The sequence below is a fragment of the Sphingobacterium sp. 18053 genome, from assembly GCF_902706145.1.
Classification (GTDB): domain Bacteria; phylum Bacteroidota; class Bacteroidia; order Sphingobacteriales; family Sphingobacteriaceae; genus Sphingobacterium; species Sphingobacterium paramultivorum.
The window spans coordinates 466839-479703 of the sequence record NZ_CACSJW010000002.1 but is presented as its reverse complement, the minus strand read 5'-3'; the positions used below and the strand labels follow the sequence as shown (position 1 = coordinate 479703).

At 40.0% G+C, this 12865-nt stretch carries 9 protein-coding genes and 4 tRNA genes; 11 read left to right on the top strand and 2 right to left on the bottom strand.

The features are described 5' to 3' along the window. From GVK91_RS27480 to GVK91_RS05890, 9 genes are all read left to right on the top strand, one after another. Positions 1 to 636, top strand: coding sequence for a polysaccharide deacetylase family protein (locus GVK91_RS27480; RefSeq protein ID WP_235032768.1), 636 nt, complete (start codon positions 1 to 3; stop codon positions 634 to 636). A 22-nt stretch (positions 637 to 658) separates the two neighbouring features. Then, positions 659 to 1471 (top strand): N-acetylmuramic acid 6-phosphate etherase, encoded by an 813-nt coding sequence (murQ, locus tag GVK91_RS05925; protein ID WP_145329004.1) that lies wholly within the window; start codon positions 659 to 661, stop codon positions 1469 to 1471. Between the two features lie 39 nt (positions 1472 to 1510). After that, positions 1511 to 3001, top strand: a complete 1491-nt coding sequence (locus GVK91_RS05920; RefSeq protein WP_159727456.1) for a sodium:solute symporter — start codon at positions 1511 to 1513, stop codon at positions 2999 to 3001. Positions 3002 to 3120: 119 nt separating this feature from the next. Then, entirely contained in the window at positions 3121 to 3936 is an 816-nt protein-coding gene (locus GVK91_RS05915) for a purine-nucleoside phosphorylase (protein ID WP_075994483.1), read from the top strand. Between the two features lie 113 nt (positions 3937 to 4049). Then, positions 4050 to 6119, top strand: coding sequence for a putative porin (locus tag GVK91_RS05910; RefSeq protein WP_159727454.1), 2070 nt, complete (start codon positions 4050 to 4052; stop codon positions 6117 to 6119). A gap of 130 nt (positions 6120 to 6249) precedes the next feature. After that, a tRNA-Val gene (locus GVK91_RS05905) sits at positions 6250 to 6327 on the top strand. A 9-nt stretch (positions 6328 to 6336) separates the two neighbouring features. Next, positions 6337 to 6414: transfer RNA gene (locus GVK91_RS05900), tRNA-Val, on the top strand. Positions 6415 to 6423: 9 nt separating this feature from the next. Continuing rightward, positions 6424 to 6498: transfer RNA gene (locus GVK91_RS05895), tRNA-Val, on the top strand. Between the two features lie 35 nt (positions 6499 to 6533). After that, positions 6534 to 6608: transfer RNA gene (locus tag GVK91_RS05890), tRNA-Val, on the top strand. Positions 6609 to 6726: 118 nt separating this feature from the next. Here GVK91_RS05890 and GVK91_RS05885 read toward each other — a convergent pair. After that, positions 6727 to 7908, bottom strand: coding sequence for an acyloxyacyl hydrolase (locus tag GVK91_RS05885; protein WP_159727452.1), 1182 nt, complete (start codon positions 7906 to 7908; stop codon positions 6727 to 6729). Positions 7909 to 8168: 260 nt separating this feature from the next. Between GVK91_RS05885 and GVK91_RS05880 the strand changes: the two genes are divergently transcribed. After that, the gene (locus tag GVK91_RS05880; RefSeq protein ID WP_153844368.1) at positions 8169 to 11114 is read left to right on the top strand and encodes a pitrilysin family protein; all 2946 of its coding nucleotides are present in this window, start codon (positions 8169 to 8171) and stop codon (positions 11112 to 11114) included. 203 nt (positions 11115 to 11317) lie between these two features. Here GVK91_RS05880 and GVK91_RS05875 read toward each other — a convergent pair whose 3' ends face one another. After that, complete coding sequence (locus GVK91_RS05875; protein WP_159727449.1) at positions 11318 to 11839, bottom strand: NADPH-dependent FMN reductase; 522 nt, start codon at positions 11837 to 11839, stop codon at positions 11318 to 11320. A 227-nt stretch (positions 11840 to 12066) separates the two neighbouring features. Between GVK91_RS05875 and GVK91_RS05870 the strand changes: the two genes are divergently transcribed. Then, on the top strand, positions 12067 to 12864 hold the full coding sequence (locus tag GVK91_RS05870; protein ID WP_070561294.1) for a ParA family protein: 798 nt from the start codon (positions 12067 to 12069) through the stop codon (positions 12862 to 12864). Position 12865 lies beyond the last annotated feature (1 nt).

Genomic DNA, 12865 nt, shown 5'->3' with positions numbered 1-12865 from the left:
GTGTTTACAGGTCATGATTTATCTGAGGGTGCAGCTCAGGTATTAGCAAGTCTAAAACGTAATGGCGTTAAAGGCTCTTTTTTTCTGACAGGTGATTATCTCAGAACATCAGATTTTGAGCCGTATGTCCGTCAGATGTTAAGCGATGGCCATTGGATTTCGGGGCACTCGGATAAACATCTTCTGGTGAGTGACTGGGGGAGTAGGGATGTGCTTTTGGTGAAGCGTGACTCTTTTGTCGCTGATCTAAGGGCAAATTTGAAAGCACTGGAACCTGTGGGCGTTCAAAGAGAGCAGCTGTCCTATTATATTCCTTCTTATGAATGGTATAATAGTGAAACAGTCGATTGGGCAAAAGCAGTTGGTCTAAATTCGGTTAATTATACACCAGGAATACGGACTGCAGCTGACTATACCTATCCTGAAATGGGGGCTCGTTATTTATCGTCGACAGCGATTCTCGACAATCTCTGGTCTTATGAAACTCGATATGGGCTCAATGGATTTCTGATATTGATTCACATGGGAACCGATGATCGGCGGAAAGATAAACTGTATCATCATTTGGATGATATCATTAGCATATTAAAGGGGAAAGGGTATCAACTTGTGGATGTGCCCGATTTATTGAAATAAAGAAATACAATATATACTAATAATGGTAAATACAACGGAGAAAGATTCGAATTATCAGGATTTGGACAAGATGTCTGTGCATGAGTTATTGACAAATATCAATAATGAGGATAAATCTGTGCCACTTGCTGTAGAGCAGGCTATCCCTCAGATTGAAGCATTGGTTAAAGTCACTGTGGAGAAAATGAAGGCTGGTGGTCGAACTTTTTATATCGGCGCTGGTACAAGTGGTCGTTTGGGCGTGTTGGATGCGTCAGAATTACCTCCGACTTACGGCGTTCCATTTGAATGGATCATTGGGTTAATTGCTGGTGGTGATACTGCAATTAGAAAAGCAGTTGAATTTGCAGAAGACGATTTGGAGCAGGCCTGGAAAGATATGGAAGCCTATGATATTGATGAAAACGATGTTGTTATCGGTATTGCGGCCTCTGGAACCACACCTTATGTTATTGGCGGATTAAAAACGGCAAACGAGAAGGGGCTTGTGACGGGATGTATTGTCTGTAATGGGGGGTCTCCGATTGCTGAAGTAGCGCAGTATCCGGTTGAAGTTATTGTTGGGCCAGAATTCGTTACCGGATCTACTCGGATGAAATCGGGTACAGCACAGAAACTTGTGTTAAATATGTTCAGTACCGCAGTGATGATCCAATTGGGCAGGGTAAAAGGGAATAAGATGGTCGATATGCAATTGTCAAACCATAAGCTGGTCGGTCGTGGTGTACGTATCATTATGGATCAAACCGGGGCGCTTGAAGAAGAGGCAGCGGCTTTACTTGAACAATTTGGTAATGTAAGACAGGCAATTGAAGCTTATCAGGCTACCCATTGAGTATAACCTACTAAAAATCACCTATTTTAAAAACAAACTATGTCACCAGTAATATTATTATCTTTTATAATAATCTATTTTGCAGTTCTGCTTGCAGTAGCTCACTTCACCTCGAAGGGGGCTTCCGATAACTCTACTTTTTTTGTCGCAAACCGGAACTCTAAATGGTATATGGTCGCCTTTGGGATGATCGGTACCGCGCTCTCCGGCGTAACTTTTATTTCGGTTCCCGGCGCAGTCGGTGCGTCTGAATTTAGCTATTTTCAATTTGTTCTTGGGAATGCCGTTGGTTTTGTCATTATTGCCTATGTATTGCTTCCGCTCTATTATAGAATGAACTTGACTTCCATTTACACGTATTTGGAAGAACGTTTTGGGCACACCACGTATAAAACAGGTGCTGCTATTTTTTTGGTTTCCCGTACGATAGGTTCAGCATTTCGTCTTTATTTGGTGGCAATCGTATTGCAGCATTTTATTTTTGATGCCTGGAATGTGCCTTTCGCGATTACGGTCGTTATATGTTTGGTGTTAATCTGGATGTATACAAATAAGGGCGGTTTAAAGACAATCATTGTAACGGATACCCTACAGACTACCTTTTTAGTGACTGCAGTAATTCTCTCCATCTATTTTATGGCAAAAGGATTAGATTTTGGTATTGTGGATACTTTCGAGGCTGTGAAAGAAAGTAGTTATTCCAAGATCTTTTTCTGGGATGATTTTGTAGGCAGTAAAGCAAATTTTTGGAAACAATTCTTGGGAGGGATTTTTGTGACCATTGCAATGACGGGGCTTGATCAGGATCTGATGCAAAAGAACTTATCGATGGGGACCATTAAAGAGGCCCAAAAGAACATGATCACTTTTACAAGTGTTTTTGTGGTCATTAATATTTTCTTTTTAGCTGTCGGTGCTTTGCTGTATATCTATGCGGCTAAAAACGGGATTGATGTGACTCAACTGGCAACACGCGATTATTTGTACCCAGAAATTGCATTAAACCACTTGGCAATTGTTCCTGCAATCATTTTTATGATGGGGCTGACGGCCGCTACTTTTGCAACGACAGATAGTGCGCTAACTGCCCTAACGACATCTTTCTGCATAGACTTTTTAAACTTCAATAAAAAAGAAAATCCCAATGATCCAACGCTGATCAAACAGCGTAACTATGTCCATTTTGGTTTTTCCATTGTGATGTTGTTGGTTATTTTGGTCTTTAAGCTGATCAATGATGATTCGGTCGTAAATGCAATCTTTACTGCGGCGAGTTATACCTATGGGCCTTTGTTGGGTTTATTCGTTTTTGGAATATTCACAAAATATGCGGTGCGGGATAAGGCTGTACCCTATATCTGTGTGCTTTCGCCTACCGTATTATTTTTGCTTAAAACCTATGTAATTGAGGTGTATACACCGTATGTTATCGGATTGGATTTGATCATTATAAATGGTTTTATCACGTTTGTAATGCTTTTGATCAGTTCTCCAGGTAAAGCAAGTGAAAAAGCATTGTCCCACAATTAATGCATTTCAGCTATAAAAAGTTTCTCCATTGGTGAGAAGATGTAAATACAAGTAGTGATTTTGATTTGTACGTACAGAAAAATTAAGTTAAGTTTGATATACTTAGTTTTTCTGTACGTATGTATCATAGCATAAATGAGACTACGGAATTTATCCGTAGAAAAATTGGAGATTTTGCTCCAGAATTCGGTATCATCCTAGGTACTGGTTTAGGTAAGTTGGTTGATGAAATTGAAGTCGAGTATCAGCTGATGTATTCCAATATACCTAATTTCCCTATTTCAACTGTTGAATTTCATTCTGGTAAGCTTATTTTTGGTAAGCTGAGTGGACGCAATGTGGTCGCTATGCAGGGAAGGTTGCATTATTATGAAGGTTATGATATGCAGCAGATTACATTTCCGATCCGGATCATGAAGGTTTTGGGGGTACAGAAATTGTTTGTTTCCAACGCTGCGGGATCCCTTAATCCTGATGTGAAAAAAGGTGACCTTGGAATTATTGAAGATCATATCAATTTATTGCCGGATAATCCGCTTCGCGGACAAAATTTGGCGGAGTTTGGACCACGATTTCCGGATATGAGCGAGCCTTATAACCGAAAGATGATCGAGCAGGCTCTTGAAATTGCAGCCAAACATGCTATTGCTGCGCGAAAAGTTGTTTATGTTTCTTCCGCAGGTCCAAATTTGGAAACAAAAGCTGAATATCGTTATATGCGCCTGATCGGTGGCGATGTGGTCGGTATGAGTACCGTTCCGGAGGTTATTGTCGCCAATCATATGGCTCTTCCGGTATTTGCCATTTCTGTTGTTACGGATGAGGGCTTTCATGAACAACTTAAACCTGTGTCGTTGCAGGAAATTGTCACTGTTGCGGAGAAAGCGGAACCTAAAATGACATTAATTTTGAAAGAATTAATAGCTTTGCAATAAATTACATCTTTATGTGTCACCGTTGAAGGAGAAGGTTGCTGGATTTGTGTGGTGTGAAGGGTAATTGGTTCATTCAGGTGAATTTAGCTTTTTTGGTTTTTATATAATTTTAGATGAAGTTGATCGTACGCATACTTGCCGCATGGTGTGTTTTATTTATTTATTCCGTGGATGTCATTGCGCAGAGCAAAGAAGATTGGAGCAGTGCATTGGATTCGGCTAGAGCCAAGGAGGATGGAAAGAAGGATTCCGTTATCCTGTCTGCAAAGTATATCCGATATGCGACATTGGATATGTTAAAAAAAGCTACTTATACACGGCAGATTGATACATCACATCATAACTATCAGTATTATAATCCGCAGAATTTACCATGGAATCCCAGTGTGAACCTTGGGGCCTATGGCCTTGCCACACGGGATCTATTGTTCCAGCCTAAAAAGACTATTGGCTTTCAGTCTGGTTTTACAGCGTTGGAACGTTATTTATTGAACCCCGATTCGGTCCAATATTTTAGGGCCCGGGCGAGGTACTCCGAATTGTCTGCGGTAGGATTCTTTTTTAATGACCAGGTTTTTAGGGCTCGGGTGGCCCAGAATATCAATTCCCAATGGAATATGAATGTCGATTTTCATTCTACCAAAACGGATGGATTTTACCTTGGACAGAGTTATTCAGATTTAAAGGCTTCAGTTGCTTCTTGGTATGAATCGAAAAATAATCGGTATAATTTGTTGATCAATGGGGTATTTAATCGTTTGGATGCCATGGAGAATGGTTCTATTACGGAAGATCTTCCATTTGCGCCTGGAAATAGACAATCGCCGGACCGATTTATACCAAAATTCTATGATGCGAGTAATACAAATATACCTCGGTCTAAGTGGTGGGATAATTCATTTTTCCTGAGACAGTCACTTTATTTGGGGCGATTGGATACAATTGATAAAGGTAAGCCTACGATGGAGATCCGTCCAACGAATAGCATGGCACATAATACCCGCCTCCGAAGACAGACTTACAGCTTCTTCAAGAACATGGATGACCAAAATGCAGCTTTACCATACAATAATAGGGCGTTGGCGCTAAACAATGATAAGACGCTGATCACGAATGTTTCAAATGAATTTGAATATAACTTTTTTCTCAGAGGGAAGTCGGTCTTTAAGAATGAGGTAAAGTTGAATTTGGCTTTTCAGCACGACATGAACTGGGTGGAGCAGAATCAGTTGGACTCCATGCGGTATTATAACAATACTTCAGCCTATCCTCAGCCACTGAAGAAATTGCCGGATAGCACAACATTTAATCGTTTTTATCAAAATGGAATCGCGAAAGGTGAATTGGGATATAAGTTTTCAGATCGTCTTGATTTTAGTTTAAAAGCGAATCAAATCGTATTTGGCCACAACTTTGGGGACTTCTTGTATGAAGCTAAAGCGGATATCGCTATGGGGGATAAAATCGGAAAGGTGACGTTGTCAGCTTATTCACAGAACAAATCCCCGGAGATGGTTTTCGAAAATTTGAATTATACCTACGGAAAATGGAATGATTTAGATCTTAAAAAGACTAAAATTCAGAATCTGGGGTTTCAATATGCCAATCCGATGCTTGGTTTCCATGGCAAGGTTGAGTATTTTCTGATGAACAATTATACCTATTTCGAAGAGTTGTCCAATCCACAGAACGATCCGAAGAAAGATAAATGGATTGTTCCGGCACAATTGGATAAAGCTAATTTGTTAAAGGTAACCGTTGGACAAAAATTTAAATTAAACCATTTTACCTTCGATAATCTTGTGGTCTATCAGAAGACAGATCAAAAGGATGTATTGGCTGTCCCGGAGTTGTATACCTGGCATAGTTTGTATTACAGTAACCTGTTTTATAAAGTTATTGATTATAGTATCGGTCTGGACGCAAAGTTCAATACACCCTATGCCAATCCGAATTATTCGATTGGGACAGGACAGTTTTACAATGCTTACAAACAGATTGAGTTTTCGACGTATCCAATCATGGATCTATGGGTTACAGCGAATATACAACGGGTAAATATGTTTTTGAGTTATAATTTTTTAAATCAGAACTTCTATCCGCATGGTTACTATACCGTCAGACGTTATCCGATGAATAGTGCTAATTTTAGATTTGGTATTTCTTGGAAGTTCTATGATTAAAAATTATTTCGGTGTTTCTTAGCTTGTTGTGATGTTTAAGGCATAAAATCTTGTAAAATAATTTTGAGAATAGAATTTTTAAGCTATATTTGCACACGCAATTAGGGAACGGCGTTCTTTAAAAAAGTATGGAGGCTTAGCTCAGCTGGTTCAGAGCATCTGCCTTACAAGCAGAGGGTCACAGGTTCGAATCCTGTAGCCTCCACCATACAAAGTCGGAGAATTAGCTCAGCTGGTTCAGAGCATCTGCCTTACAAGCAGAGGGTCACTGGTTCGAATCCAGTATTCTCCACCAATCCAAAACGGAGGCTTAGCTCAGCTGGTTCAGAGCATCTGCCTTACAAGCAGAGGGTCACAGGTTCGAATCCTGTAGCCTCCACAAAAGCATCATCAAATGGTGCTTTTTTTTCGTTAGGGGGTTTAGCTCAGCTGGTTTAGAGCACTACCTCGACAAGGTAGGGGTCACTGGTTCGAACCCAGTAATCCCCACGATAAAAAAAGCGTTCTTCATGAACGCTTTTTTTATGTATTGAACTCGCTGGGAAATTTGAAAGCCCCCGATCCGGTATTCAATCTGTCTCGGGAATCTCTCATGTTTATTTTCTTACTATTTCCGTTTCTTACCTAGTTTAATTCCGTAACCTGTTGTCCATTCAATAAAATCAGCTTTACCGCCATGGGCTTTAATGGAAACACCGGCAAAGAAATCTTTGTAAACTTTATAACGTACACCTACTCTTAAATACACAGGCATGCTCTCGCCATTGAATTCGTTGCGATGAAGATAGGCTCCAACATTTCCGTTGATGTATAGACGTGAATTTAACACATGATCAATGTAGAATGCTGGGCCGTAAGAAAATAAGGCGGAGAATTTCCCGGCTTTGTCGCCGGCAACCTTTTCGTCGTTTCCGCTGGCTGAATAAAATGCATCAAACCCAGCGCCAAGTCGCCATTTGTAGCCGAAATGCTTGCTGTAGTATGCACCTAACGTAGATTTAAAATATTGGCCGTCGTGTTCGCGATCAATCTGTTTGAAGCCAAAGGCATAGTTGAAATGGAGTTCCTCTGTTTTCTCCATCTGTGGAATACTTGTTTTTCTATAATCAAAAGGTTTGTTTGTTGGTGTATACGAAACAGATAGGCTCAAGGGGACGAGGTTTATCCCTGTGTTCGGTAATGCCAGGGCTCCATTGCTGAAGTGATGAAAGGCTGCGCCGGCCCCTACCTGGAAGTTTTTATTTAGGCGGTAGTTGACCTGAAGTCCAAGGTCAATAAATACATTATTTTTGCTGCCGATAAGTAGGTTGAAAGGATTGTCTTCCTCATTATAAGGATTGAATCTGCCAGAGAGACCGAGTGCAATCCGATAGTTGAAATTCCATCTCGAATTTACTTTTGGTCTAATGGGAATGGCGACAAAGCCATAGGCTGCGAAAGGTCGTCCGAGGTGTTCCTGGCCAAATGTACTGCTGTAGATCCCGATGCCGTATATTGGATAGTTGTATATTTCGTTGTAAATACTCTTTAGGGAGTCTTGAAACTGTGTTTGAAAACCGACTCTGAAATTTAGTCCGCTATAGTAAGAGTCTGCAAGGGTTTCTTTGGAGGGCTCATTGAATTTGAGTTCGCCCCCGCTTTCATGTTCAAGTTGAAATATAAGTCTCGTCTTGGCTGGGGTACGGCTTTGTAAAGTATCCTTCGGATTTTCTATTCGGGGTGTGACCTGTGCTGTGGTACGAAAGGAGAGTAGTGCCAAGGCCACAAAAGCAAGTATTCTTGATCTCATGAAATAAAACGTTAGCGTTTTTTAAAATATTTGCAAAAATAAGAATGATATATCATTGTAACAATAGTATTTAAACAGTAGCGAAATCTAGTTGTAAAAAATGCCATTTTTCAGCCACATCTTGTCGGTTAGTGGCGGGAGAAATTGGGTGACTTAACCATCAGGATGTCAAATGGGTAAATAATTATTGTTTATGTCTTTAATTGTATTGCATATAAAAAGCAATTTATCTAAGTTTGAGGTGAAAAGAAAAAGGAAATATGATTAAAAACCTATTTAGAATTACTGCTGTTACGTTTGCACTAACAACAGCAGGGTATGCTTTGTTTGCCCAAAACGCCAAATTTGATTGGAAAGAAGCATCTGAGGGGGGGTACACCTACAAGTACGTAACGAATGACCCTACCCATTCGCGGTTTTACAAGCTAAAAAATGGCTTAACTGTGATTTTGAGTCCGACTAAAAAAGAACCACGTATTCAAACTTACATTGCAACAAAGGCGGGGAGCAAAACAGATCCGAAGGATCACACCGGTTTGGCCCATTACCTGGAGCATATGTTATTCAAAGGAACCGATAAATTTGGCTCTAAAGACTGGGCAAAGGAGAAACCTTTGTTAGATCAGATTGATGCGCTCTATGAGAAATATAATGGTACAACTGACGAAACCGAACGGAAAGCAATCTATAAGGAAATCGATAAAGTATCTGGAGAAGCCGCGAAATATGCGATTGCGAATGAGTATGATAAATTGATGGCATCAATGGGGGCGGAAGGTACTAATGCTTTTACTTCATTTGAGCAGACAGTCTATCAGGAGCAAATTCCTAGTAATGTAATGGATAAGTATCTTGCTGTACAGGCAGAGCGGTTTAGATATCCGGTATTGCGTCTGTTCCATACCGAACTGGAAGCTGTGTATGAAGAGAAAAATATCAGCTTGGATAAAGATAATCGTAAGGCTGTAGAATCGATGTTTTCAGCAGCATTTCCCAATAATAATTACGGAAAGCAGACGACAATTGGTACTGTAGAGCACCTTAAAAATCCATCTTTGAAAGCGATTCGTGAATATTTTCATACCTATTATGTCCCTAATAATATGGGGGTTATTATGTCGGGGGATTTTGATCCTACCGAGGTGGTGAAAAAGGTGGATAAAACCTTTGCATTTATGCAGGCGAAAGAGGTTCCAGCCTATACTTTTGATGCGGAGAAACCAATTTTAACTCCTGTTGTCCGCGAGGTGAAAGGTCCGGATGCTGAATTTATGTTAATGGGATTCCGTTTTCCTGGCGCTGCGACAAAGGATGCCCGTATGCTCAATTTGATGAGTCAGATCTTGACGAATGGTTCTGCTGGTCTGATTGATCTGGATTTGGTGAAGAATCAAAAATTATTAGGTGCAGGTGCTTTTCCTTATGTGTTAAAAGACTATTCTTTGCTCCTGTTGCAGGGTAATCCTGGTCAGGGACAGAGCTTGGAAGAGGTGCAACAGCTGCTGTTGCAAGAATTGGCGAAATTGAGAAAAGGTGAATTCTCGGATGATTTGATTACAGCCATTGTCAACAATGCGAAGAAAGACGAAATCAAACAGAATGAAAGCTATGGTGACCGAGCTGAATCATTGATGGATGCCTTTACTTCGGGCCAGGATTGGGCGTCTGTTGTGGGATATTCGGATGAATTGAATAAAATCACCAAGCAAGATGTGGTGGATTTTGCTAACAAATACTTGAATGATAATAATTACGTCGTTATTTATAAACGTAAGGGTGTTGATAGTAATGTTGTTAAAGTTGTTAAACCTGAGATTACTCCTGTAACGGTCAATCGCGACGACCAGTCTGAGTTCTTGAAGCGGGTTGAAGCAATGCCAGAGGATAAAATCCAGCCGGTATGGGTAGATTATAACAAAGATATTCAGAAAGCTACTGCAAACGGTTTGCCAGTACTTGCTGTAAAGAACTCAGATAATGAACTGTTTTCGCTGTCTTATCGTTTTGATGGTGGAAAATGGAGCAATAAGTTACTTTCATTGGCTGCGGGTTACCTTGAATTTTTGGGTACAAAAGATAAGTCTAGTGAGCAATTCAGCAAGGATTTTTATCAATTGGCTTCTGATTTTTCGGTGTCTGCAGGAAATGAGGAAACCATGGTGTCGATTTCAGGTTTGAATTCCAACTTTACGGCTACATTGAACTTGATTCAGGATTTATTGCGTAATTGTGTTGCTGATCCGGAGGCTTTCAAAATGTATATTGCCCGTCTTAAAAAAGCGAGAGCAAATGCGAAAGAAAACAAGGGCGCTATCATGGAGGGTCTAAAATCTTATGCTAAATATGGCGCTAAAAATCCGTTTAATAATGTGTTTACAGATGCGGAATTGGATGCTTTAAAAGCGGAGGATTTGGTGAAGGCATTGCACGATTTGGCTAATATGAAACATACGATGCTTTATTTTGGCCCATTAACTGCCTCGGAATTTGTAGCGAAAGCGAAGCCTTTGAAACAAGGTGCTGGAGAGTATGTTCAGGCGAAAAAGGCGGTCGTGTTTGCAGAATTGCCAACAAGCAAGAACCAGGTCCTTTTTGCTAATTTCGATATGAAGCAGGCTGAAGTGTTTTGGTATAGAAGTTCAGGAATATACAACAGTGCTTTGACACCGACTGTTTCATTGTTTAATAATTACTTTGGTGGCGGAATGGGAAGTATTGTCTTCCAGACTATCCGTGAATCAAAAGCATTGGCTTATTCAACTTATGCTTATTATGGACAACCTTATAAAAAGGAAAACCATTATACAGTAGGCGCTTACATTGGGACGCAGGCAGATAAGTTTAACGATGCGATTAAAGGCATGAACGAACTATTGGATGTATTGCCTGAAAGTGCTAAGGGGCTGGATATTGCGAAAGTAAGTCTGGAAAAATCAATTGCCAGTGAGCGTGTGTTGAATGCTTCTATTTTAGGTAGTTATCTGGCGGCACAACGTTTGGGGAATGCAACTGATATTCGCAAAGTTGTCTATGAGCAAGCGCCAAAATTAACTTATGGCGATCTAAATACTTTCCACAAGAAAGAAATGAGTCAAAAGCCGTACGTTTACTGTATTGTAGCGAAGGAAGAAAGTCTTAAGCCAGAAGATCTTGCAAAATTGGGCGAGGTTAAAAAGCTGGATCTTAAAGAGATCTTCGGCTATTAGATCCAGAATTTCTTGTCTTAAGAATTAGATTAGCTTATGAAATTAAAGAAGCCTCCGGTGTTTGCCGGAGGCTTCTTTCGTGTCAGGTTTTGTGATGCCCTTTGTTTTTTTCTTATTTCACGCTACGCAATCCTTGTTTCACTGTTCACGGGGAGGATTAATTTTAGGGTGAATTCGTTATCGTGGCTACTCAAGCTAGTGTATTAAAACCGGATAATCTCCTCAATCTGTTCGTTGATGAATTGCAGCGTATCTTCTTTGAATAACTGCCCGTCGTCATTCAGTTCGTTCTGAACATTGGGTAGAAAGATCTTGAGGGGAAGCACGTGCATTCTTAAGTAGTGGCATATGCCAGTCAGATGATCGATGCCGCGGAGGTTGCCATAGCGTCCTGAAGACAGTCCGACCAATGCAACTTTCTTGTGATAAAAGCTGATCGGAAAAGTGCAGCAATCGATAAAAAGCTTGAGCGCTCCTGGTATACTTCCGTTGTATTCTGGTGCGATGAAAATAAACAGCTCCGCTTTACTGACCTTTTCTTGGATAGGTTCAAATGCTGTACTTCTTTTTCCATAAAGATCTGTTTCTAAAATGTTTGCTGGCAGATCTTCCAGCGAAAAGATGTCACTTTCAATTGACTTACGATCAAGTAATTGCTGGTAGCACTTTGCTATTTTTAACGTCTTACTATTGGGACGGTTTGTTCCGGATATTATTAAAATCATTGTGTTGTTGATACTTATAAAAAGCGCAGTTTCAAAGTGGATACATATCTTGATTTTTTGTATCTTAGCATCCTGAGGATATGTGCTTTCGATCAATCAAAAGTACGAAATATGCTGAATTTGTTTTGTTAATTTGAATTACGGATAAAAAATTTGGCAAATTGATCTTCAAATAAGTGAAATGTGGAATAAAATGACATTTTAATTAAGAAAGGTTTTCATTCAAGATGGGAAAAGTAATTGCAATCGCAAATCAAAAGGGTGGGGTCGGAAAAACCACAACGTCAATTAATTTGGCGGCTAGTTTGGCGGTTTTAGAATATAAAACATTGTTGGTCGATGCAGATCCCCAAGCAAACTCTACTTCTGGGATTGGCTTTGACCCTCGTACAATCAGCGCAAGTGTATACGAATGTTTAGTGAATGATTTGGATCCTCGTGAGGCTATTCAGTCAACAGAAACACCAAATTTGGATCTTTTACCGGCTCATATTGATTTGGTTGGGGCAGAAATTGAGATGATCAATATGCACGAAAGGGAGTACAAGATGAAAAAAATCTTGGATCAGGTGAAACAGGATTATGATTTTATTATCATCGATTGTTCGCCTTCCTTAGGCTTAATTACAATCAATGCACTATCTGCTTCTGACTCAGTCATCATTCCGGTACAGTGCGAATACTTTGCCCTAGAAGGACTTGGTAAGTTGTTGAACACAATTAAAATAGTTCAAAACCGTTTAAATACAAGTTTGGAGATTGAAGGAATTTTGTTGACCATGTATGATGTTCGCTTAAGATTGTCAAATCAGGTGGTCGAGGAAGTGAAAACACATTTCACAGATTTAGTTTTTGATACGATTATTCAGCGAAATACCCGTTTGAGCGAAGCTCCAAGCTTTGGAATTTCTGTTATCATGCATGATGCGTCCTGTAAAGGGGCAATCAACTATTTGAACTTGGCGCGAGAGATTTTACAAAAAAACGGGCATCTTAATGAAATGAATAAAACAGTAACCGCATAAT

Excerpts from the sequence above, each read along its gene's own strand:
- GVK91_RS05875 (WP_159727449.1), bottom strand. The coding sequence starts at position 11,839 with ATGATTTTAATAATATCCGGAACAAACCGTCCCAATAGTAAGACGTTA.
- GVK91_RS05885 (WP_159727452.1), bottom strand. The coding sequence starts at position 7,908 with ATGAGATCAAGAATACTTGCTTTTGTGGCCTTGGCACTACTCTCCTTT.
- GVK91_RS05920 (WP_159727456.1), top strand. The coding sequence starts at position 1,511 with ATGTCACCAGTAATATTATTATCTTTTATAATAATCTATTTTGCAGTT.
- GVK91_RS05910 (WP_159727454.1), top strand. The coding sequence starts at position 4,050 with ATGAAGTTGATCGTACGCATACTTGCCGCATGGTGTGTTTTATTTATT.
- murQ (WP_145329004.1), top strand. The coding sequence starts at position 659 with ATGGTAAATACAACGGAGAAAGATTCGAATTATCAGGATTTGGACAAG.
- GVK91_RS05870 (WP_070561294.1), top strand. The coding sequence starts at position 12,067 with ATGGGAAAAGTAATTGCAATCGCAAATCAAAAGGGTGGGGTCGGAAAA.
- GVK91_RS05880 (WP_153844368.1), top strand. The coding sequence starts at position 8,169 with ATGATTAAAAACCTATTTAGAATTACTGCTGTTACGTTTGCACTAACA.
- GVK91_RS05915 (WP_075994483.1), top strand. The coding sequence starts at position 3,121 with ATGTATCATAGCATAAATGAGACTACGGAATTTATCCGTAGAAAAATT.